We start from the raw sequence: 22,383 nt of genomic DNA on the forward strand, positions 1-22,383 counted from the left end.
CTCAGGACCGGCGGCGAATTCGATCGGCGAGCGTACGGCTGCGGTGCAGCGCGGACCGCACCGGGACAGGTAGGTGCCGCACGGCCGCGCGACCGGGCAACCGTTCACCGGGTGCCTGCCCCTTACGCAGCGCTTTGGTGTGCGGGAAGGGGATCTGCGGCTGATGCGCCTCGCGCAACGCCCGGACGCCGCCGAGCGAGTACAGCTCCGCCACTCGGGCGATGATCCGCTCTCTGGCCTCCGGATCGGTGGTCATCAGCGTGGTCACCGGCGGCGGCAGGTCCGCAGCAGCCAGCCGGGTCTCGTATCCGGGGTCGGCCTTGCCGGGCTGGAAGATGTGTTCGACGCCGTTGCGCTCAAGGAAGCCGGCAAAGCGGTCCCAGCGCTGCGCCTGCCCGGCGTTGAAGGCGGTGTAGTCGGCCCCGGCGTAGAGATCGGCGGCGTCGACCTCCGGCGTGAGGCTGGGGAGCAGGCTGTGCGGGATGTCGTGGTACCGGGCCAGTTCCAGGGTCCGGCTGTCGTGCGCCAGCACGTAGGCGGGCGTGCCGGCGGACAGCGCCGCGATGTTGCCGTGAATCCGGGTGCCGAAGGAGAAGTCGCGTTCGGCGAGGTAGCGCATCCAGGTCGAGGTGTCGACGAAGAACCGGATGCGATCCTCCCGGTAGAGCTGGTGACCGGGGTGGTGCGGCAGCCCACGGCGCACGTTGCCCGGGTGGACCCCCCACAGGAGCAGTTCGAGCACCTCGTCGCCCTGCGGCACGTAGACCATGTTCGGGTAGCGCTTGGCGTGCCGGGTACCGATCCGGTCCATCAGCTTCACGTAGGGCGAGATGTTGATCGTGAAACGGCTCTCCTGGGTGATTGCGGGCAGCCGCTTGCTGATCCGGAGGTGCGGACCGTCCCGGAACAGCGACGGACAGCCCACGACATCGACCACATCGTCACCGAAGCCCAGCTCGGCGAGGTAGGCGCGGGTGAACTCACCGCGTACGCCGATCGTCGCCGACTTGTCGAGCACCGCGCGGACAAACCGGCGCACCGCCACGCGCAGCTCGTCGGTCGGCGGCGGAAACGGGTCGTCGAGGCTGCCCGCGCCGCCCGCGACGCCGACGCCGATCACCACGACCGGGATCCGCAGCCGCTCGATCACCCAGGTGAGGCGCTTGAGATTCTCCAGAAAGCTCAGCCGGAAGGCATTGGCCAGCGGCACCACGAACAGGTCGAACTGCTCGTTGACCCGGTCCACGTACGCGCGGTCCACACCGGGCCGTTCACTGAGGAAAGAGTTGGACACCACCTCGGTCCCCGGAACGCTGATCAGCTTGTGCACCGCGTCGGCAAAGACGAGGTTGCCGACGTTGCGCCCGAAGATGCCTTGCTTGTAGAGCGCGAGGGAAAGCTCCGGGCTCACCGGGGTGAAGGGATCCTTGGCGGAACGCAGCAGAACACGAGGCATCTGGTCATCTCCACGCCGGGGGGTGTGGGATCGGGTCGAGGCATTCGACGTTAACAACGCACCGGCGATCCTGCCCGTTGAGCGAGCAGACGAGACCATCCTGAGTCCCGGGCACCCGTCACGGTCGCGGGCTCAGGGTGCGCGGTGCCTTCAGGACTGGCGGCGGAGCCGACCGGCGAGCGCGCGACTGCGGCGCAGCGCGGACCGCACAGGTGCCGGCAGGTGCCGCACTGCGGCAGGTACCGGCCGCCGCTCGCCGGTCGCCACCGCCTCCTTCGGCGCAGCGGTGTGCGGGAACGGAATATCCGGCTTGTGTGCCCTGCGCAGCGCGCGGAGGCCACCCAGCGCGTAGAGTTCCGCCACCCGGGCGGTGATCCGCTCCCTGGCTTCGGGATCGGTGGTCATCAGCGTGGTCACCGGCGGCGCCAGCCCCACGGCGTCCAGCCGCTTGTCGTAGTCCGGGTTGGCCTTTCCGGGTTGGAAGATGTGCCCGATGCCGTTGCGCTCAAGAAAGCCGCCAAAGCGGTCCCAGCGCTGCGTGTGCCCGGCATTGAACGCGGTGTAGTCGGATTGGGCGTAGAGGTCCGCGGCGTCGACCTCCGGGCTCAGGCCAGGGACCATGGTGTGCGGAATGTCGTGGTACCGGGCCAACTCCAGGGTCCGGCTGTCGTGCACGAGGACGTGGGCCGGCGTCCCGGCGGCCAGCGCCACGATGTTGCCGTGGATCCGGGTGCCGAAGGAGAACTCCCGCTCCGCCAGGTAGCGCATCCAGGTCGAGGCATCGACGAAGAACCGGATCCGGTCCTCCCGGTAGAGCTGGTGGGCGGTGTGGTGCGGCATTCCCGGGCGGACGTTGTCCGGCTCGACCCCCCACAGCAACAGCCTGAGGTCGGTGTCGTCCTGCGGTAGGTAGACCATGTTCGGGTAGCGCTTGGCGTGTCGGGTCGCGACCTCGTCCATCAGCAGCACGTACGGCGAGATGTTGATCGTGAAGCTGCTCTCCGGCGTCAGCTCGGCCGCCCGCTTGGTGATCCTCAGGTTCGGGCCGTCCCGGAACAGCGACGGACAGCCGACGACCTCGACCACGTCGTCACCGAAACCCAGCTCGGCGAGGTAGGCGGCGGTGATCTCGCCACGTACGCCGATCGTCGCCGACCTGGCGAGCACCGAGCGCACGAACCGTCGCACCGCCCCGCTCATCTCGTCGGTAGCCGGCGGGAACGGGTTGTCGAGGCTCCCTCCGGCACCCGCGACGCCGACGCCCACCACCACGACCGGGATCCGTAGGTTCTCGATCACCCAGGTGAGGCGCTTGAGGTTTTCCAGGAAAGTCGGCCGGAAGGCATTAGCCAGCGGCACCACGAACATGTCGAACTGCTCGTTGATCCGGTCCACGTACGCCTGGTCCACGCCGGGCCGTTCGCTCAGGAACGAGTTGGACACCACCTCGGTCCCCGGCACGCTGATCAGCTTGTGCACCGCCTCGGTGAAGACGAGGTTGCCCACGTTCCGCCCGAAAATACCCTGCTTGTAGAGCGCGAGGGAGTGCTCCGGGCTGACCGGGGTGAAAGGGTCCTTGGCAGAGCGCAGCAGGACACGGGTCATCGGGTCGGAGCCTCCGGGGTGCGGGGTGCGAGGGGGTAGCCGAAAGTCGCTCGATGCTAGCCAACCCCGTCGTCGCTCGCCACCTGCTGCGGGTCGGCCGGAAAGGGATCAGACCTTCGACCACGGCGGCGGGAAGATGACCTCGCCCCGGGGAGGCGACGGCTCGCCGCTGGTCGCTGGCGGCAGGATCAACGCCTGCCACGGCTCACCAAGGCCGGACCAGGGACTCGTCAGGCCCAACTGGTCCGCGCGGCTGAAGCCGAAGCGCCGGTAGTAGGCCGGATCGCCGAGCACCACCACCAGCCGCTCACCGAGTTCGGTCGCCGCTTCCAGCGCGGCCTGCACCACCGACGTGCCGAGCCCGATCCGCTGCCGGTGCGGCGCCACCGCAACCGGGCCCATCGCGAGCGCTGGCGTGCTGGCCGTTCCCGAGTTGACCACCACCCGGGTGAGCAGGGCACATCCGACGATCTCCCCGCCGTACTCGGCGACCATCGCCAGCTCCGGCAGCCACGCGTCGCTGCCCCGCAGCTCGTCGACGAGGCGTACCTCCGGCGGGACGGCCACGTCGGGCCGGGCGAAGGCTGCGGCCAGCACCCGGCGGATCGCGCCGGTGTCGGCCGGGTCCTCGGGTCGCAGCCGCAGGGTCGTCACGCGGCGTAGGGTACCCCGGAGGACGCGTCCAACCGCGACGGTCCTCGAACCCGGGCGCGCCGTCACCAACGCACTCGATCGATCGACATACCCCGTTGCGGGGCGTAGTAACGCCCGGGACAGGGTATGACTGTTCCATGACGCCCGTACGATCCCTCGCCCGCGCCATGTTGAGCGGCATCTTCGTGGTCAGCGGCGCCCGCAACTTCGCCAACCCCAGCCGCCTGGCACCCACTGCGAAACCGGTCACCGATCGGGTGACACCGCTGCTGGAACGGGTGCATCCGCAGCTCCCCACGGATACTGAAACCCTGATCCGCGCCAACTCGGCCGTGCAGTTCGGCGCCGGGCTGATGCTGGCCACCGGGCGGTTCACCCGGCCGGCGGCCCTGGTGCTGGCCGGCACGCTGATCCCGGTCACCCTCGCCGGGCACCCCTTCTGGCGCAACGACGACCCGATCGCGAAGAACAACAACCAGATCCACTTCCTGAAGAACCTCGGTCTCTTCGGTGGGTTGTTGCTCGCTGCGGCGGACACGGAGGGTAAACCCGGACTACGCTGGCGGGCCGGTCACCGCATCGGCCACTCACGACGGTCGGTACGCCGTGCGGTCCGGACCGCGCGCCGGGAGGCCCGGATCGCTGTGCGATCGACCTCCGCCGCCCGGCGACTTCCCGGCTGAGCTGTACGCGTCCCACCTCACCCCCGCTGAGCTGCGATCCAACCACCCCCACCCCGGCTAAGGCCGCGAATCACCTGAACCGCCCGGTAGGCGTTAACGCGGTGGAAATGTCAAAAGAATGTGTGGGATCGGACACGGTCGCATAACGCGGGAGGCACTGACGTGAGGCGCCGTTCTAGGCTCCGTACTGGACCTGGACGGGTAGGACGACCTTGGTACGGGGGTGGCCACGCCATGCCGACGATCGTCGGTAGAGGGCTGGACCGCCTCGCCACAGTCCGTCGCGTAACGCGTGGGATCGATCGTAGGACAGTCGTACGGGCGGGCATCGTCGCCGCCGTCGCCTACGCCGCATGGCTTGCCATCGGCGCTTTCGGGCGTCCGTACAACTTCTTCGACATGAAGATCTACCACGGCGCGGTGGTCTGGTGGGCGAGCGGTCACGAGCTGTACGAGTTCGTCGCGCCCGACACAACCCTGGGTTTCACCTACCCACCCTTCGCCGGGCTGGCCATGCTGCCGATGGCGCACCTGCCGGTCACCCTGGCCGGTCTGGTCAACGCCGCGGTCAGCATCGCCGCGCTGGCCGTGGTGCTGGCCGCGCTGCTGCGCCCGATCGTCGACCGGCTGGGCTGGCCACTGTGGTACACGGTGGCCATCGCCACGCCACTGGCCGCCGCCATCGAACCCACCCGGGAAACCCTCGGCTACGGGCAGGTCAACCTGCTGTTGTTCGCCCTGATCCTGGCCGACCTGGTCGCCCTGCGCTGGCGGTCGCGCCGGGGCACCCACCAGGCCGAGAGCGACGGCCCGCTGCTGCGGTTCATCTACGGCGGCGCGTGGGCCGGCGTGGGCATCGGCCTCGCCACCGCCGTCAAGCTGACCCCGGCACTGTTCATCTTCTATCTGATGATCACTCGACAGTGGCGGGTGGCCTGGACGGCCATCGGCACCGCCGTCGGGGTGACCATCGGCAGCTTCGGCATCGTCGGCGCGGAGTCCCGAGACTACTTCGGCAGCGTGCTGTGGCAGACCGAGCGGGTGGGCGCCGCCGACATGACGCCCAATCAGTCGTTGGCCGGCCTGCTGGCCCGGCTCTACGACTCGATCGAGACCCCCGGCCTGCTCTGGCTCGCCTTCTCCGTGCTGGTGCTGGCGCTCGGTCTGTCCCGGGCCTCAAACGCCCACTCCGACGGCGACGAACTGACCGCCTTCACGCTTGTGGGCCTGACCGCCAACGTGATCAGCCCGATCTCCTGGACGCACCACCTCGTCTGGGTGATCCCGGCGATCATCGTCCTGGCCGACGCCGCGATCCGTCGGCACGAAGCCAGCCGAGCACCGGTGGCGCGATCCGCGTCAGCGCCGTACGGCGGCCCGCCGGGAGTGTCCACTCTCCGTTCACCGATCTGGTACCCGACGCTTACCGGGTTCCGCCACGGCTTCGCCGCGATCGGGCTCTACCTGCTTTTCCTGATCTCCCCGATCTGGCCGTACGAGCACCAGCTGCCGGAGGTCTCCCACTACCAGGACGGCCTGTTCGGCGCGTTGATGGAGAACTCCCTGGCGCTGGCGCTGATCCTGCTGGTCGCCGCACTGCCCTGGCGGCCCGGCGCGGAACCGGCGTTCCACACCGACCGGGCGGCACGTGCCTCGATGCTGTACGGACGGCGGTAGCCCATCCGGTCAGGGGCAGTTGACCCATTCCTCGGTGCCGTCGGTGAAGACCTGCCGCTTCCAGATCGGCAGCCGGGCCTTCGCCTCGTCCACCAACCGGGCACAGGCAGCGAAGGCGGCGGCCCGGTGGGCGGTGCTGACCGCCGCCGCCAGGGCCACGTCGCCGATGGCCAGGGGGCCGATCCGGTGTGAGATCGCCACGGCGTACACGTCGGGGTCGGCGGCGATCTCGTCGGCGACCTCCTGGAGCACCTTCTCGGCGTTCGGGTGGCCTTCGTACTCCAGGCTGGTCACCGACCGTCCGTGGTCGTGATCGCGTACCACCCCGACGAACGACACCACCGCGCCGGCCCGACGGTCGGCGACCGCCGCCTCGTGCGCGGCGAGATCCAGTGGCTGGTCGGTGACGCTGCTGATGACGGTCACCATGCCCGCTCCCCCGGTAGCAGTGGCAACGGCACGATCGGCACCCGGTCACCCGCCGAGCCGGTGGTGCCGGGGTCGATCACCGCGAACCCGTCGGCGGTGGCGAGCCCACGCAACATGGCCGAACCGACGTGCCGGACCGGATGGGCTGTCCCGGCGGCCCGGTCGAGTCGGACCAGCGCCAGGTGGGTGTGGTCGCCACGACCGGCAACGGGCTCGGCGAGGACGGCGTGCGGAAGCGTCGGCAACGACCGACCCGCGAGCCCGGCCAGCAGCGGAGCGACCAGCGACACCAAGGCAATGACGGCGGACTGCGGATTGCCCGGCAGCCCGGCCACGAACCGGACCTGCCCGTCGGCACCGACCAACCGGGCCAGCAGCATCGGGAAACCGGGCCGCACCGCGACCGTGTTGACCACGTACTCGGCACCCAACGACGCCAACGCCGGGTGCAGGTGATCGACCGGGCCGTGCATGGTGCCGCCGGTGGTGCAGACCAGATCGGCGTTGTCCAGGGCGGCACGCAGCGCCGCCACGTGGGCGGGCAGCGTGTCCGCGACGGGGCCGACCACGCTGTTCGGATCCACCTGGCAGCCGTACCGGCGGAGCCAACCCGGCACCGCCGGGCCCAGCGCGTCACGGACCCGCCCGGCGCCCGGCGGGCCGGCCGTGAGCAACTCGTCGCCGAAGACCAGCAGCGCCGCCCGGGGCTGCCGGCGTACCCGCAGCGTGTCGTGGCCGCACGAGGCGGCCAGGCCGATCACCGCAGGGTCGACCGGTGTCCCGGCCGGCAGCAGCTCCTCACCGGCGGTGGCCTCCTCGCCGGGTTGCCGCCACTCCGGCGTGGCGCGTGGCACGCCGTCGACCAACCCCTCCGGCGTACGCCTCGACTCCTCGACCCGGAGCACCGCCGAGGCGCCCACCGGCACCATCGCCCCGGTGGCGATCTCGACAGTCGTCCCGTCCTCGGTCAACGGGGCAGGCGCACCACCCGCCAGGACGCGCCCGACGACCCGCCACGGGCCGGCACCACGCACCGCCCAGCCGTCCACGCTCGACGTCGGAAACGCCGGCAGGTCGGTCCGCGGGGAGAGCGGTTCGGCGAGGGTGTGCCCGTCAGTCCCGGCGAGCGGACGCTCGACGGCGGGCAGCGCGGCGGCCAGGCCGGCCGCGTACACCAGGGACCGGGCCTGCGCCCAGTCGGCCGGTGGTGGCGCGGAGACCTCGTCGGTGGAGGCGGTTTCCGTTCTCACCGGCCGAGCCTAACCGGCCGCCAGGTGGTCGCCACCACGCAACTGGTCGACGGTGTGGGCCAGAATCGGCCCCAGCACGGCGAGGCCGTCCCGCGCTCCGCCGGTCGACCCGGGCAGGTTGACCACAAGCGTGCGACCGGCCACGCCGGCCACCCCGCGAGACAGCGCGGCGGTGGGCACCTTGTCGCGGCTGTGCGCGCGGATCGCCTCGGCGATGCCGGGAATCTCGTAGTCGAGCAGGGCCCGGGTCACGTCGGGAGTGCGGTCGGTGGGGGTGATCCCGGTGCCGCCACTGGTCAGCACCACGTCGAAGCCGTCCACCACGGCCGCCCGGACTGCCTGGCCGACCGGCTCGCCGTCCGGCACGACCACCGGGTCGCCCACCGTGCAGCCCAACTCCCGCAGACCGGCGACGAGGAGCGGACCACTGGTGTCGGCGTAGACACCGGCGGCGGCGCGGTTGGAGGCAACCACCACCCGGGCGCGGATCACGACCGGTCCTCCGGGCGCTCCCACAGACCGGTCTTTCCGCCCTCCTTGCGTAGCACCCGGACCGCGTCGACGCTGGCTGCCGGATCAACGGCCTTGACCATGTCGACGAGAGCCAGCCCGGCGACCGCGACCGCGGTCAGCGCCTCCATCTCCACCCCGGTGCGGTCGGCGGTGCGGGCGGTGGCGGTGATCTCCACGCTGTCGTCGGTAAGCGCCAGGTCGACGGTGACTCCGTGCAGCGCGATCGGGTGGCAGAGCGGGATCAGGTCGGGAGTGCGCTTCGCCCCCATGATCCCGGCCAGCCGCCCGACCGCCAGGGCATCGCCCTTGGGCAGACCCTCCCCACGGAGCAGGTCGATCACCTCACGGGTGGTCCGCAGCCGGCCGGCGGCCGTCGCCACCCGACCGGTGACCTGTTTCGCGGAAACATCGACCATGCGTGCCGCGCCGGCGGTGTCGACGTGGGTGAGCTGGGCGGGTTCGGTCACGGTCGCGAGCCTATCCCCGCCGTGTGACAGGACGGTTCCGTAGGCTCGGAAGGAGCGGCGCGGGGACGCCGCCCCTTCCTCGCCAGCCTGCCTCGGGCTGCTGGGGTAAGACCCGGCGGCAGGAGTCGCGACGAGATCCGGCAACTGTCGGATCTCCCCCCGTCGGCGAACGCTCCGGAGGCTAGCGACCCCGGCGATAAGAAATCGATAAGAACGATGGCCAGCGAGATCTGGCGATCAGCGGGTCGGTATGCCCTGCTTCAACGCGGCGAGACGGCGCTCGATATCGAACCGCTCCGGTGCTCCGGTCGGCACAATGAGCGTCAGCGCCCGTTCCAGATATCGCCGAGCCTCGGTCGGATCCGCCCTCAGCAGGTGCTCGGCCAGACCGGCCAGCGCCCGGGCCTGTTCGTACCGGTTGTCGATCCGGACCGCCAGATCAAGCGCTCGCTGGTGTGCCCGCAGGGCACCGTCGGTGTCGCCGTCGGCCGCCAGCGTCAGGCCGAACTCGTTCAACGCGGTGCACTCCGCATGCCGCTCGGCCGACTGGCCGGTGAGCTCCAGCGCCAGTTCGTGCTGCCGTCGGGCCTCCGCGAGCCGGCCCACGCCGCGATAAGCCACGCCCATCACGTTGCGCGCGTCGGCCTCTCCGTATCGATGACCCGTCTCGGCGTAGAGGATCATGGCAGATCGCAGCAACCGCAGCGCCTGAGCATGCTCTCTCAAGCGCACCCGCACGGCGGCGATGTGGCTCAACACGTTGGCGATCTGGTAGCGGTCACCTTCCACCCGTGCCCAGAGCAGATGAAGGCGATGTACCCGCAGCGCCTCCTCGTAACGCCCCAAGCAGGTGAGGGCGATGCCGACGTTCGGCAGATGTGTCCGAACCCGACCGATCTGCCGCATCGGAAGGTCGCGCAGTGCTGCCAGTGCGAGATCCGCGGACACCTGGAAATCACCCATCATGCAGTGAGCCTTTTTCATCCTGTGTAGCGGTTGGATTCGGTGTGGTGCAGGACGAGGATGGCCTGCACGATCGCGGTGGCTCGGCGTGGGCAGCAGCGCAGCTTGGCGAGGATCTTCCAGGTCTTGAGCGTGGCAATCGCTCGCTCACCGCGGGCGCGGATCTTCGCGTGGGCGCGGTTCACGGCTTTCTGCCTGCGTGACAGCTTCGGCCGGAAGCGGCGCCGCTTGAACGGGGTACGCACGCTGCCGTGGGCGCCCTGATAGCCCTTGTCCGCGAAGGTCATCACGTGTGCACTGGTCAGCGCGTCGATGATGCCGTGCGTGCGGGCAGCGGTCAGGTCGTGAGCCGATCCGGGTAGCGCGGGCGATGCCCAGACGAGGCGGCCCGCTGCGTCGGCGATGACCTGCACGTTCACGCCGTGGCGTTTGTGTTTTCCCGAGTAGTAGGGCTTCTGGTCGGCGATCCGGTCGATCGGGATCAGGGTGCCGTCCAGGATCGCGTACGCCAGCATGCGGATGCGTTTCATCGCGGTGGCCAGGTCGTCGGCGGATGCCGCGAGCAGGGCGGTCGCTTCCTGCACGTAGCGCCAGGCGGTGGCGACGCCGATCGCGAACCCGCAGGCCAGCCGGGTGTATGTGTCGCCGTTACGTAGATGGGCAAGGGCGAGTAGTGCCTGGCGTCCCGCGTCGAGGCGCCGCCACCTGGATCGTTGCTGGTTACGGTGCTGGCGGATGCGGTCGGCGAGGTGGTTGAGGGTCCGGCTGGACAACGAGATCGTGGACGGGTAAGACAGCACAGGCGAGGCTCCCGGTCGGGGCATCGGGTTTTGGTCGATTTGCTGTCTTACCTGGAGCCTCGCCCTCATCGATCCCGGGGCTACGCACACCTCCTCTGACCTGCAGGGTCAGGATGAAAAGGGCTCAGTGTGCGACGCTCAGGTTCCCCCGGATCCGGGCGATGTCTCCACGGCGGCCTGCCGCTTCAGCCTCCACCAAAGCTCTTTCCAGACACTCAACCGCCGGGTGATAGAAACCGGTTTTGGCCAGCGCCGAGGCGAGATAGTTGTTCATAATGCCGACTGCCCGACTGTCCCCCAATTGCTCTGCGGCGGCCAGCCCCAGTTCATGCGTCCGCTGAATATCTTCGAAGTATCCGCGAACATAGTAGAAGCGCCACAGCACGCGCGCTACCTTCCAGGCAAAACCATGAAAGGAGTTTTTTGCCGCCAGCTCGATGAAGAGATTCAGATTACTTCGCTCCCGCTCGACCCAGGTGATATCGACCGTCTCGGATCCGGGTAGGAGATCTGGCCGCTCCGGCATCACGTCGCCGATGTCCGCGTAAATGTCGCTGATACTGTTCAACGACTTCATGGCGGCGATCGACAGTTGCATGACCTGGTCAAGCAGACTGGCAAGGGCAGCCCTTCGCCTCTCCTCCGAATCTGTCTCCAGGCACTTCTCGCGAGCGTACTGTCGAACCAGGTCGTGCATGCGATAGCGACCACTATCCGATTCTTCCAGCAGGTGACGGTCGACCAGATCGTCGAGGATCTGCCCGGCTTTCGCGTAGGAAAGGCCGGACATCGCCGCGACCATGCTGATGCAGTAGTGCCCGGTATGGAGACCCAGCAAGCGGAAAACCCGTTTACTCACCTCGTGCAACGGCTCGTACGAGGCGGTGAAGGCGGCGGCGACGCTGCGCTCTCCCGTTCCGAAGCTGGCCAGCCCTGACTCGTTCGCGGCCAGACGACCGGCCAAATCGACCAGCCGGCGGTTGCGCCGGTGAGCCAGCCGCGACCCGACCAACCGGATCGCCAGCGGCAGGTAACCACAGTTGCGGACTATCTCTGCGGCGGATTCGGGGTCCGCATACACCCGCTCTTCTCCAGCGCTGATCGCCAGCAGGCGGAGCCCCTCTTCTGGCGACAGCACGGACAGGGACTCGGGGGGCCCGACATCCAGGTCGAGAAGTCGCCGACGGGAAGTGACCAGGATGACCGACGACGCGGTGACCGACGACGCGGTGACCGGCAACAGCGGAGCAACCTGGTCACTGTCAGCCGCATTGTCGAGAACGACGACCGCACTGCGGGCGGACAGTTCCCTGCGCCACAACCCTCGTCGTTCATCAACATCTACTGGAATTCGGGGTGCCGGCACACCCAACTGACGGAGAAGCACCACGAGGGCAGTGGCGGGATCCATCGCGTTGCCCTCACCGTGACCGCGCAGGTCGATGAAGAGTCGACCATCCGGGTACGAAGCGGCCAGGCGTCTGGCGACCTGCACGGCGAGCGTCGTCTTACCGCTTCCCGCCATCCCGTCGATCAGGTGAACTACCGGTGCCGGGCCTGCGGCGGCTCGGCACCGGCCGATCATTCGCTCGACGAGGGCCTCCCGGCCAACAAAGTGAGCTACCGGTCTGGGTAGCCAGTCCCAGTCCGTCCCATCGATGTCAGGTGTCGTCGAGGTCCTCGCGCTCGAATCGTTGCTGCCTCCGGGTCCCGCCGCGGGGGAGACCGATGCCGGGGCCGCTCGACGCCCGACCATTTCCTGATGCAGTCGCCGAAGATCGGATCCCGGCTCGACGCCGAGTTCGGCCCGCATGACTCGGGCAGCGGATCGAAACACGGAGATCGCGCCGGCTACGTCGCCGCGCCGATGCAGCGCCCTCATCATCAGCAGCAGCGCCGGCTCACGGGTCGGGTGGGCCGCAACCGTTCGCCACAGCAGCGGTAGGGCATCCTCGACGCGGTCCGCTGCAAGGTGGAGGCCCGCGAGGAGTTCCACGGCGAGAAGATGCTGTTCCTGAGCGCCCGCCACCTGAGCGGCCAGCGAAGCCCCGAGAGGCACGCCCAGCAGGGGTGGCCCGTTCCAGAGGGGCATCACCCCGCTCAGCAACGACCGCGCGGTCTCCGGGTCGTCGCGGCGGTTGAGCTGACGGGCCCGCTCAGCCTGGTCAAGGAAGTGGAACAAGTCCACGTCGTCGGTCGCGATCTCCAGTCGGTACCCGCCGCGCTGACGTACCAGCACCCCCTGGCCGGCATCGTGCGCCTCGAAGGTGCGTCGCAGGTTGGCGGCATAGGTCCGAACGTTCGGTACGGCCGAGCGAGGTGGGTCGTCGGGCCAGATCTCGTCGATCAGCTCCTCTAAGGCAACCGTCCGGCTCGGGCTCATCACCAGCTTGGCCAGAACGGTGCGTTGCTTCGGCGTACCGAGGTCCACCCCGGACGAACCAAACGAGACCCGAAAGCCGCCAAGCACCTCAATCTTCACTTCTCGAACCCCTTGTGAGGCGGGCATTCGCGTGAGCGCACCTTAACAATGCGCATCGGATCGGGGTGAGCTGCACCAGACGCTCGGGCTCGGCGGTGGCGACATCGAAAGGGCTTGCCGCTTGCCTACCCGGGCCGGCCAAGGTCGGTCGTCACATCGCGTCCGGCCAGAAATGGTGTGACGGCGACCGATGACCACGGCCCGCTATCCGCCGGCTGCTGGGCTCCGGCCTCGGCCAAGCGTTGGGCGACCTCAACCCGCTCTGGCACCCCCATCCGCCTGAAGATCGCCAACGCCCGTACCCAGTGTCGGCGCGCCTCCGCCGGATCAATGGACCACATGTGCTCAGCCAATCCAGCCAGGGCGCGCCCTTGCTCATAGGGATGAGCTATCCGGGTGGCCACCCGCAGCGCCTCGCGGTGCAGTTCCATCAACCTCGCGGACTCAGCCGAACCGGCGAGAGTCAAGGCGAGGTCGTTCAAAGCCGCCGCCTCCACGTGAGGTTCGCCGGCATCGACTGCCATCTGCCGGGCAGCCTCATGCTCAAGCACCGCTTCCGTAACGCGTCCGAGACCACGCAGGGCGACCCCGAGGTCATTCCGGACCTCAGGTTCCGCGTAACGGTGTCCGGTGCGTTGGCGCATGACGAGCGCCGTCCGCAACGCTCGCGCGGCCACGTCGTACTGCCCCATGCGACACTTCACCGCACCGATGTGACCGAGCGCGTTGAGAATATGGAACTGGCTACCAAGCTGGCGTCCTAGGTACAGGTGGAGGCGGTGCACGCGCAGGGCCTCGTCGTATCGCCCGAGCAGCGCCATCGCGAGCCCGAGGTTCGGCAGGTGGGTGGCGGTTTCATGCACCTCCGGAACAATCCCGTTTCGCGTTCGCTCCAGCGCCACAGCAACTGCCTTATCAGGTTCGCCGAGAAGCCAATATACTGCCACCAAGTTTGCCTGATAACGCGCAAGGTTGGATCGATCACCACACCGCTCACAAATTTCGACAGCCTTCTTCAGATGCGTTAATGCGCCTGGATAGTTGCCGGTTCGTAAATAGGCGGAGGCGAGATAGTTGTGCATCACGGCCACGGCCCGCTCGTCGCGAGCCTCTTCCGCAGCCGAAAGCCCTTGAAGGCTGGTCACGACGATATCGTCATAGCACCCCCGAGTGTACAAAAACCGCCACAGAATCCGTGCCAGCCGCCACGCTTCCTGGCGAAATTCCCACTCGCGGGCTCTACCGACAAGCAACACGAGGTTGGTCCGCTCGATCTCCATCCACTTTTCGGCAGAGTCGCTCTTCATCTCAACCAGGTCGGGTCGACGCGGAGCATCGAGAGAGACATGAAGGCTAATGCGGCCCAGCTCAAGGATATCGGCCACGGAAAAGGAGAGATGCAGCATCAGATCAAGGAGTTCCGCCAGAGCCAAACTTCGCTCATTCACCTCGTCCACGCGGTTCGACAGATCGTGGGCGTAGTGCCGGATGAGGTCGTGCATCCGATAACGCCCAGCCGTCAACTCTTCGATCAGGTGGGAGTCCAGAAGGGCGTCGAGTACGTCGGCGGTTTCTTCGACCGACAAGCCGGACAGCGCACTGGCGGCCAGCACGCCGAACTCGTCTCCCGGATGCACGCTGAGCAGTCGGAACAGTCGCTGCGCGGGCTCGTTCAGCGAGGCGTACGAGGCCGCGAAGGCACCGGCCACACTACGGTCCCCTGAGGTCAGCTGGTCCAGCCGGCGGGCCTTGCTTGCCAGCAGCTTTGCCAGATCCGCCACTTGCCAGTTCGGCCGATGCGCGAGCCGTGAACCGGCAAGCCGTATCGCCAGCGGCAGGTGACCACAGCTTTCCACCACGGCCACTGCCGCCTCAGGCTCCGCAGCCACCCGCTCCGCCCCTGCCGTTGAGGCCAGTAGTGCGACGCCCTCCGCCGGCTTGAGCAGCGGCAGGGACACCGGCGGATCGACATCCAGCCCGTTGATCCGCCGGCGCGAGGTCACGATCACCAGGTTTCCCGGTGCGGTGGGCAGTAGAGGCCGGATCTGCGCGGCGTCGGCCGCGTTGTCCAGCACGATGATCACCCTGCGACCAGCCAGGTCGCGGCGCCACCGGTCGAGCCGGTCTCCGGGGTCCGACGGTATCCGGCCGGCGGGTGTGCCAAGTTGCCGCAGCAAGGTCGCCAGAGCCGTCGGGCTGTCCAGCTTCTCGGCAGGGTCGTGGCCTTTGAGGTCGATGAACAGCTGGGCGTCCGGAAATCGGTCGGTCAGCCGGTTGGCGACGTGTACCGCAAGTGTCGTCTTGCCGCTGCCAGCCATGCCGTCGACGAGGTGGACTGCGCAGTTGTGCTCGCCGGCCCGCAGGGTCGTGGACAGTAGGTGCTCGACGGCGTCGGCACGGCCCACGAAGTCCGGGACCGTCCGCGGGAGGTAGGAGGGCAGTCGTTGCTCCTGGTCGACGGGCTCCCTACCCGGCGCTCCGGCTGCGTCGGCTCGGCGAGACTGGCCGTCGTGACGGGCGATACGGCGATACAACCGTTGCAGTTCCTCCCCCGGCTCGACGTTCAGATGCTGACGCAGGGTTCGACGAGCTGCGGTATAGGCCGCCACGGCACCGGCGGAGTCCCCTCCTACGTAGAGGGCCTGCATGAGCAACAGGTGAGCCGGTTCCCGCAGTGGATGCCTGACCAGCAGCTCCCGAAGAACCGGCAGGGCCTCGTCGTTGTGGCCGAGCCGGATCTGCAACTCGGCGTACAGCTCGGTGGCCAGCAGCCGATCCTCGGTCGCGGCGGCCACCTGGGCGGAGAGCCGGGGCCCCAGGGCGATCCCGGTGAGCATCGGCCCACGCCAGCGGGCCAGCGCTCGGGATACCAGTCGCACCGCCTCCCGCTCGTCGGCTCCGATGAGTTGCCGCGCCTCGGCCACCTCTGCTCGAAAGGCACAAAGGTCCACGTCCGAGCACTCGACATCGAGCCGGTAACCGTCACGACTGCGGATCAACACTTCCCGATCGGGAAGCATCGCCTCTAGGCTTCGTCGCAGATTAGCCGCATAAGTACGGACATTCGGTATAGCCGAGGGAGGTGGGTCTTCAAACCACAGTTCATCGACGAGTTGTTCGACCGACACCAACTGCCCGGCGTTGCACGCGAGCATGGCCAGGACGGTCTGCTGCTTGGGCGTCCCAGGCGGTAGCGCCTGTGAGCCCAGGCGCACCGCGAGACCGCCGAGAACCTGAATCTGCACCCGGCTCCTCTGACCGCATTCAAAGGATCACTGTATGCAGCTTAACGCCATCGGCACCCGGTAAGTTGCAGCGATCAGCGGCAAGCTCAACCGAAGCGGCGATGAACTGAACAAAGTTCTGTGGTCACACTTGTTCGCAAATCTGCGGCGGGACTGCTGGCACAGGAAGGGCGAAGTGATCGCCGGATTTGGACCCTTCGTAAAGCCAGCGAAACGGAAAGTGACACAACATCGCCCTATTGGCCTATTCTGCGCAATACGACATGTTTCATCGCAAAACATCCGCAAGCACCCCTAGGGTTTGGCCAGTCAAAGCAAATGCCAAGCAGCTGGGGGTCGAGATGAAGTCGAACGAATGGGGCTGATTCCAGCTTCTGGATCAGCAGCGGCCGAAGTACGCTTGCGGAGCGCAGCCCCACGGTGACGAACGGGGATGATGGGTTGGCTCTGCAAGAGCGACAGACCGGGACCGATAAGCGGTTACTGCCGCTGATCGGTCTCGTCGTCGCCCTGGCCGGTCTCTCGGGAGCCGTCTCGGTCGCACACCTGCCGAGCTACGGGGCCCTTACCGCAACCCTGATCTGGACGGCGTTGATCTCGCTTGTCGCCGTCGGCTTCACCGCCAAAGTACGAGTCAGGATCCGTGCCACCAACCACTACATCGCGTGGACCGAGACGGCCATCCTGATCGCCCTCGCCGTGGCACCGGCCCCCGTGGTCATCCTGGCCACCGGCTTCGGCGTCGCGATCGCCACGACCCTGGCACGGCTCGCACCGATCAAGCGAGTCTTCGGCGTCGCCAAGAACATGCTCATCGCCACCGCCGCCGGAGTGGTCCTGCAGCTGTTCGCGTGGTCCCCGACCAGTCCCGACGTCGCGGAGACCGCAGTCGCACTGGCTGCCGCCTACCTGGCTGCGGTGCTACTTGACGAAATCATCACCATGCCGGTCATCGCCATGGCAACCGGCACCTCCTTGCGGAAGTTGGTTCACGAGAACTGGGACGTCCGCCTGACTGCGGCCCTGACCCGTCCGGTGGTCATCATCGGCACAATCCTCGTCGTCAGAATCAACTTTCAGTGGCTTCTCGCGTTGCCACCGCTGGTACTCAGCCTTCATCTGCTCGTATCGACACGGGTCCGCAGCCGAACGGAGCAAAAGGCCTGGCAGCGGCTCGCTCAGACCACCGACGCGCTCAACGTGGTCGAGCTGGACGAGGTTCTCACCACTGCGGTCACCCGGGCGGCGGAACTCTTCTCCGCCGACGAGGTGGAGGTCGAGCTGCGCGACGACGACCGGGTGGTACGCGGCGGCGCCGACGGCGTCACATACGACGGTCCGGCGGCCGAGCCCACCACCGTCCAGGGCGCGGTGGTCCCTGCCCGTCTGGAAGGGCACGACAAGACGGTCGACGTGGGCATGCTGCGGCTGCGATTCCGCGGACCGGTGAAACTCTCCGAGCGGGAGCACTACACCCTCTACACCTTCGCCTCGGCACTGTGCACCGCCATCCGAAACGCCCAGGCGTACGCCGAACTCGCCCGGGTGGCCCAGGCCCACGCGCACGACGCGACGCACGACGCGCTTACCGGTCTGCCGAACCGGCGTCACCTGCTCGACGCGGGCAACGACCACCTGAACCAACGGCACGCCGACGGGGTGACCGCCCTGGTCCTGATCGACCTGAACCACTTCAAAGAGGTCAACGACACCCTCGGCCACACCGCTGGCGACCAGATGCTGGCCGCCGTCGCCGAACGGCTGCGCGCCGCCGCCCACGCCGAGGACCTGGTCGCCCGGCTCGGCGGCGACGAGTTCGCCGTACTCCTGCGTGCCCTGCCCGCGCCCGCGGTCGCCGCACACCGCGCCGAAACGCTGCTGGCGGCGCTGCACGAACCCTTCGACATCGACGGCATGCGGCTCAACGTGGAGGCCAGCGGCGGCATCGCCGCCGCTCCCGCCACCGGCGGCATGGTCGAACTGCTGCGCCGTGCCGACGTCGCCATGTACCAGGCCAAGCGGGCCGGGCAGCGGCTGGCCAGCTACGCGTCCGCCCGGGACACCGCCGACCTGGGTCGCCTCACGCTCGGCGGAGAGCTGACCCGAGCCGTGGCCGACCACGAGTTCACCGTCAAGTTCCAGCCGATCGTCGAACTCGGCAGCGGTGAGGTCATCGCCGCCGAAGCGCTGGCCAGATGGCGTCACCCCACCCACGGCATGATCGACCCGCTGCGCTTCCTGGAGACCGTCGAGCGGTCGGGCCTGCTACCGGCCTTCGCCGAAGCCATCCTCGACCAGGCCCTGATCGCCGCCGGCACCTGGCGGGACGCCGGCTTCGACGTACCCGTGGCGGTGAACGTCTCTCCCCGCAGCCTGCTCGACGCCCGGTTCCCCGGTTCGGTGCTGGCCCGCCTGCGCGCCCACGACCTGCCACCCGACCGGCTGATCCTGGAGCTGACCGAGACCCTCACCCTCAGTCAGCTCGACGTCGTCGACCAGGTGCTCACCCGATTGCGCGACGCCGGCGTTCGGCTGGCCCTGGACGACTTCGGCACCGGCTACTCCTCGCTCTCCCTGCTCTCCCGGATTCCGGTGCATCAACTGAAGATCGACCGAAGCTTCGTCACCGCCATGGAATCCTCCACCGAGGCCGCCGCGATCATCCGCTCCACCCTCGATCTCGGTCGCAGCCTCGACCTCGCCGTGGTGGCCGAGGGTGTCGAGCGGGAGGCGCAGCGACGTACGCTCTGGGAACTGGGCTGCACCTCCGGCCAGGGTCATCTCTTCGCCCGCCCACTGCCCGCCGGAACGTTGCTCGCCGCACTCCAGCGCGGCACCGGCGACCGGACCGGCTGCCTCGCGGTCGCCCTGCACGACGCTGGCGCGGTGGTTCGGCTGCCGCAGGGACGCCGACAGGGCGGCCGGGGTCGGCACCAGCCGGCCTGACACACTTGCCCGGGTGAGCACCGCCACCCCCACCAGCCGCCGCACCGGGTGGTGGCACCGGATCGACACGGCCGCCGGAGGGCTCGCTCTCGACCTCGGCCTCTACGCCGTATCCGCCACCTTCGCCGCAGTCACCGCGGCCACCTCCACTCTGCTGCCGCACCGCGCCTGGGGCGGCATCGCCGCACTCGGCTACCTCGGCGCGGCGATCGTCGCGCTCGGTCAACTCCTACTGCGGCGGCACCGGCCCGGCTCGGCGCTGGCCGGACTTCCCGGACGCTGGCTGGTCACCACCCTCACCTGGATCGCCGTCGCCCTGCTACCGCTGCTCTGGCAGAGCGTGCAGCGCGCGGCGGGACGCACCGACCGGGCCCAGGAAGAGGTGCTCGTCGTCGAGGATTCCGGGCGGCGGCTGGTGGAGACCGGCACGCCCTACCTGGGACCGGACGCCATCGCCGCGCTGCCGCCCGGCGAGCAACTGCTCGGCTACACGCCGTACCAACCGGCAATGGCGCTGTTCGGGCTGCCCCGCGCGGCCACCGACGGATGGTGGAGCGACGCGCGGGTCTGGTTCGCGATCGGCACCGCCCTCGCTCTCCTCCTCGCCGTCCGCGTCCTGCGCCGACCGGAGGGTGTGGGCGCAGCGGACCGGCACGACGCCGCCGTGCTGCGCGGGGTCCAGGCCGCCACCGTCCTGCCGATCTGTGCGCTGACCCTCGCCACCGGCGGCGATGACCTACCCGTACTCGCGCTCTGCCTGCTGGCCCTCGCGCTCGCCGCCACCGCCCGACCCGGTTGGGCCGGCGTCGCCGTCGGACTCGCCGGCGCACTCAAACTTTTCGCCTGGCCAGTCGCCGCGGTCCTGGTCATCTGGGGCATGTCCCGGCGGGCCGGCCTGCGCGTCGCCGCCGGCGCGCTCGGCCTACCCGCCGCCGCGCTACTACCCACCCTGCTGGTGGACCGGGACGCCCTGGTGGAGAACGTACTGCGGTTCCCCCTCGGGCACGGCCTGGTCTCCAGCCCGGCGCAGTCCCCGTTTCCCGGCTACCTGATCGCGAACGCGCTGCCGGCGGGCCGGGGTGTGGCGGCGGCGCTGCTGGTCGCGGCCGCAGCGGCGATCGCCGTCCGACTCGTGCGCCACCCGCCCCGCACCGCCCGGGCCGCGGCGCTCGTCTGCGGGTACGGGCTGCTCGTCGCGATCCTGCTGATGCCCAGTACCCGGTTCGGCTATCTGCTCTATCCGGTGGCGTTCCTCGTCTGGGCAGCCGCACTTGACGTTCCCGGGATCCGGCAACCGGCGAGCGAAGACGGCCGGTAGGGCGTAGACCTGAGGGCATGACCACCTACCGCGACCGCAGCGAGGCGGGCCGGGTGCTCGCCGACCGACTCACCGCCCTGATCGGCGAACCGGACGTCGTCGTGCTGGGCCTGGTACGCGGCGGCGTGCCGGTCGCCCAGGTAGTCGCCGAACGCCTCGGCGCGCCACTGGACGTGCTGGTGGTACGCAAGCTGGGCATGCCGTGGGCCCCCGAGGTCGCCTTCGGCGCGCTCGGTCCGGCCGGCGTACGGGTGGTGAACGACGTGGTGGCCGGGCAGCTCGGCCCCGACGACATCGCCGACGTGCAGCGCCGGGAACAGGCGGAGCTGGACCGGCGCGAACAGCTCTACCGCGCCGGCCGGCCGCCGCTGGACCTGACCGGGCGTATCGCCGTCATCGTCGACGACGGCCTGGCGACCGGGGCGACCGCCCGAGCCGCCGTGCAGGTGGCCCGTCATCTCGGTGCCCGGCGGGTGGTGGTCGCCGTGCCGGTCGGGGCCCAGCAGGCGTACGAGATGCTCGCCGCCGAGGCCGACCAGGTCATCTGTGCGCAGCGGCCGGATGCCTTCACCGCCGTCGGGGCGTACTACGACGACTTCCACGAGGTGTCCGACGACGAGGTGACGGAGGCGCTGACCGCTACCCCGTGAGTCGACCAGGTACCGTCGGGTGATGAGCCTGACCTGTCCCAAGTGTCACGGAGAAATGCGTCAGTACGAGCGCAGTGGCGTCGTCATCGACCAGTGCGGCGAGTGCCGGGGGATCTTCCTCGACCGCGGTGAGTTGGAGAAGCTGTTCGAGGCGGAGGCCAACTGGAGCGCCCAGCAGGCGCCCCCCGCCCCGCAGCCGACCCAGCACGCACCGCAGCCGGGCGGCTACCAGCCCCCGCCTCCGCCGCCTGCGCCGCACCAGCCGGGCTACGGCGCCGTGCCGCCGCCACCGCCACCGCAGCACGGCTACCCGGCCCCGGCACCCGCCTACGGCCACAGCCAGCAGCACTACGGCTACCACGGGCACTACCGCCGGAAGAAGCGCAAGAGCTTCCTCGACGACATGTTCGGCTGAGCAGCACAACCCTGAGCGACCGGGCCGTCCGACCGGCCGGCCCGGTCCGGTCCGCCATGCTGCACGAGACCGAGCGTGAGCGGACGCGCTGGCATCGCCGTCCCCCGCCGCTGCTGAACGCGCCGCCCGACTTCAGCTGTGGGACGCTGCCCACATGGGGTCGCGAGCTTCGCACATCGCACTGGCCAACGCATACGACGGAATCACCTCGGCCGTCGCCGATCTGGACGACCTCGATCTGCAACGATCCACCCGGTGTCGGGGGTGGATGGTCGCTGACCTCCTCTTTCACCTGCTCTGCGACGCCCAGCGGGCACTCGTCGCACTGGCCAGCCCCGCCGAACCACCGGCCACCGTCGACTCCGTCGGCTACTGGCACTCGTTTCCGGGCGGCGACGGGAACGTCCGGCACGCCTGGTGGGCCCGCCGCTCCGCTGCCGCGTTCGACCGCCCGTCCGAGGTGGTCCGGCTCTGGGCCGACACCGCGCCGGCCGCCGTACGCGCCGCCGGCAACGCAGATCCGGCCGGTTTCGTCACCACCCAGGGCCACGTGCTGCGGGTCGCCGACCTGCTGGACACCCTCACCACCGAAGCCGTGATCCACCACCTTGACCTGGTGCTGGACCTACCGGACGCGCCCCTACCCGGACCGGCCGCGACCCGGGTCGCAGTGGCCACCGTGGACGCCCTGCTCGGCGGTGCCGTTACCCGACCGGACGGCTGGAACGACCACCACTACCTGCTCAAGGCCTCCGGACGGCTGCCGCTCACCAGACCGGAGCGAGGCGAACTCGGTGCATCGGCCATCCGCTTCCCGGTGCTCGGGTGAG

At 69.0% G+C, this 22,383-nt stretch carries 18 protein-coding genes; 7 read left to right on the forward strand and 11 right to left on the reverse strand.

Annotated features, from left to right (window positions below; translation table 11 throughout):
• Nucleotide 1 precedes the first annotated feature (1 nt).
• The 3 genes from KBX50_RS09075 to KBX50_RS09085 all read right to left on the reverse strand — a co-directional run bounded on the left by KBX50_RS09075 (nt 2) and on the right by KBX50_RS09085 (nt 3,715).
• Complete coding sequence (locus tag KBX50_RS09075) at nt 2-1,456, reverse strand: polysaccharide pyruvyl transferase family protein (RefSeq protein ID WP_210936249.1); 1,455 nt, start codon at nt 1,454-1,456, stop codon at nt 2-4.
• 150 nt (nt 1,457-1,606) lie between these two features.
• Nucleotides 1,607-3,061, reverse strand: a complete 1,455-nt coding sequence (locus tag KBX50_RS09080; RefSeq protein ID WP_210936251.1) for a polysaccharide pyruvyl transferase family protein — start codon at nt 3,059-3,061, stop codon at nt 1,607-1,609.
• 108 nt (nt 3,062-3,169) lie between these two features.
• The gene (locus KBX50_RS09085; RefSeq protein WP_210936253.1) at nt 3,170-3,715 is read right to left on the reverse strand and encodes a GNAT family N-acetyltransferase; all 546 of its coding nucleotides are present in this window, start codon (nt 3,713-3,715) and stop codon (nt 3,170-3,172) included.
• A gap of 137 nt (nt 3,716-3,852) precedes the next feature.
• On the opposite strand from KBX50_RS09085, the gene KBX50_RS09090 reads away from it, so the two are divergent.
• The gene (locus KBX50_RS09090) at nt 3,853-4,398 is read left to right on the forward strand and encodes a DoxX family protein (RefSeq protein WP_210936255.1); all 546 of its coding nucleotides are present in this window, start codon (nt 3,853-3,855) and stop codon (nt 4,396-4,398) included.
• Between the two features lie 234 nt (nt 4,399-4,632).
• Entirely contained in the window at nt 4,633-6,075 is a 1,443-nt protein-coding gene (locus KBX50_RS09095) for a glycosyltransferase 87 family protein (protein ID WP_210936257.1), read from the forward strand.
• 9 nt (nt 6,076-6,084) lie between these two features.
• On the opposite strand, the gene KBX50_RS09100 is transcribed toward KBX50_RS09095, so the two are convergent.
• The 8 genes from KBX50_RS09100 to KBX50_RS09135 all read right to left on the reverse strand — a co-directional run bounded on the left by KBX50_RS09100 (nt 6,085) and on the right by KBX50_RS09135 (nt 16,224).
• Entirely contained in the window at nt 6,085-6,504 is a 420-nt protein-coding gene (locus tag KBX50_RS09100; protein ID WP_210936259.1) for a molybdenum cofactor biosynthesis protein MoaE, read from the reverse strand.
• Nucleotides 6,498-7,754: a molybdopterin molybdotransferase MoeA gene (locus KBX50_RS09105; RefSeq protein ID WP_210936260.1), complete on the reverse strand. Its 1,257-nt coding sequence runs from the start codon at nt 7,752-7,754 to the stop codon at nt 6,498-6,500. The genes KBX50_RS09100 and KBX50_RS09105 overlap by 7 nt, the downstream gene beginning before the upstream one ends.
• Nucleotides 7,755-7,763: 9 nt before the next feature.
• Nucleotides 7,764-8,246, reverse strand: coding sequence for a molybdenum cofactor biosynthesis protein B (locus KBX50_RS09110; protein WP_210936261.1), 483 nt, complete (start codon nt 8,244-8,246; stop codon nt 7,764-7,766).
• Nucleotides 8,243-8,734 (reverse strand): cyclic pyranopterin monophosphate synthase MoaC, encoded by a 492-nt coding sequence (gene moaC / locus KBX50_RS09115; protein ID WP_210936262.1) that lies wholly within the window; start codon nt 8,732-8,734, stop codon nt 8,243-8,245. The genes KBX50_RS09110 and moaC overlap by 4 nt, the downstream gene beginning before the upstream one ends.
• Nucleotides 8,735-8,971: 237 nt before the next feature.
• Nucleotides 8,972-9,682: a tetratricopeptide repeat protein gene (locus KBX50_RS09120; protein WP_210936263.1), complete on the reverse strand. Its 711-nt coding sequence runs from the start codon at nt 9,680-9,682 to the stop codon at nt 8,972-8,974.
• A gap of 32 nt (nt 9,683-9,714) precedes the next feature.
• A complete protein-coding gene (locus KBX50_RS09125) occupies nt 9,715-10,497 on the reverse strand; it encodes a transposase family protein (protein WP_210934479.1) in 783 nt (260 codons plus the stop codon).
• A gap of 124 nt (nt 10,498-10,621) precedes the next feature.
• Complete coding sequence (locus tag KBX50_RS09130) at nt 10,622-12,979, reverse strand: BTAD domain-containing putative transcriptional regulator (protein ID WP_210936264.1); 2,358 nt, start codon at nt 12,977-12,979, stop codon at nt 10,622-10,624.
• 125 nt (nt 12,980-13,104) lie between these two features.
• Nucleotides 13,105-16,224, reverse strand: a complete 3,120-nt coding sequence (locus KBX50_RS09135) for a BTAD domain-containing putative transcriptional regulator (RefSeq protein WP_210936265.1) — start codon at nt 16,222-16,224, stop codon at nt 13,105-13,107.
• A gap of 441 nt (nt 16,225-16,665) precedes the next feature.
• On the opposite strand from KBX50_RS09135, the gene KBX50_RS09140 reads away from it, so the two are divergent.
• From KBX50_RS09140 to KBX50_RS09160, 5 genes are all read left to right on the forward strand, one after another.
• On the forward strand, nt 16,666-19,170 hold the full coding sequence (locus KBX50_RS09140) for a bifunctional diguanylate cyclase/phosphodiesterase (protein WP_247673369.1): 2,505 nt from the start codon (nt 16,666-16,668) through the stop codon (nt 19,168-19,170).
• Between the two features lie 13 nt (nt 19,171-19,183).
• A complete protein-coding gene (locus tag KBX50_RS09145; protein WP_210936268.1) occupies nt 19,184-20,488 on the forward strand; it encodes a glycosyltransferase 87 family protein in 1,305 nt (434 codons plus the stop codon).
• Nucleotides 20,489-20,505: 17 nt separating this feature from the next.
• The gene (locus KBX50_RS09150) at nt 20,506-21,138 is read left to right on the forward strand and encodes a phosphoribosyltransferase (protein WP_210936270.1); all 633 of its coding nucleotides are present in this window, start codon (nt 20,506-20,508) and stop codon (nt 21,136-21,138) included.
• 19 nt (nt 21,139-21,157) lie between these two features.
• A complete protein-coding gene (locus KBX50_RS09155; protein ID WP_210936272.1) occupies nt 21,158-21,553 on the forward strand; it encodes a zf-TFIIB domain-containing protein in 396 nt (131 codons plus the stop codon).
• A gap of 154 nt (nt 21,554-21,707) precedes the next feature.
• Nucleotides 21,708-22,382: a maleylpyruvate isomerase N-terminal domain-containing protein gene (locus tag KBX50_RS09160; protein WP_210936274.1), complete on the forward strand. Its 675-nt coding sequence runs from the start codon at nt 21,708-21,710 to the stop codon at nt 22,380-22,382.
• Nucleotide 22,383 lies beyond the last annotated feature (1 nt).

The sequence above is a fragment of the Micromonospora sp. C51 genome, assembly GCF_018070435.1.
Taxonomy (GTDB): Bacteria; Actinomycetota; Actinomycetes; order Mycobacteriales; family Micromonosporaceae; genus Micromonospora; species Micromonospora sediminimaris.

Excerpts from the sequence above, each read along its gene's own strand:
- KBX50_RS09075 (WP_210936249.1), bottom strand. The coding sequence starts at position 1,456 with ATGCCTCGTGTTCTGCTGCGTTCCGCCAAGGATCCCTTCACCCCGGTG.
- KBX50_RS09080 (WP_210936251.1), bottom strand. The coding sequence starts at position 3,061 with ATGACCCGTGTCCTGCTGCGCTCTGCCAAGGACCCTTTCACCCCGGTC.
- KBX50_RS09090 (WP_210936255.1), top strand. The coding sequence starts at position 3,853 with ATGACGCCCGTACGATCCCTCGCCCGCGCCATGTTGAGCGGCATCTTC.
- KBX50_RS09095 (WP_210936257.1), top strand. The coding sequence starts at position 4,633 with ATGCCGACGATCGTCGGTAGAGGGCTGGACCGCCTCGCCACAGTCCGT.
- KBX50_RS09100 (WP_210936259.1), bottom strand. The coding sequence starts at position 6,504 with ATGGTGACCGTCATCAGCAGCGTCACCGACCAGCCACTGGATCTCGCC.
- KBX50_RS09150 (WP_210936270.1), top strand. The coding sequence starts at position 20,506 with ATGACCACCTACCGCGACCGCAGCGAGGCGGGCCGGGTGCTCGCCGAC.
- KBX50_RS09160 (WP_210936274.1), top strand. The coding sequence starts at position 21,708 with ATGGGGTCGCGAGCTTCGCACATCGCACTGGCCAACGCATACGACGGA.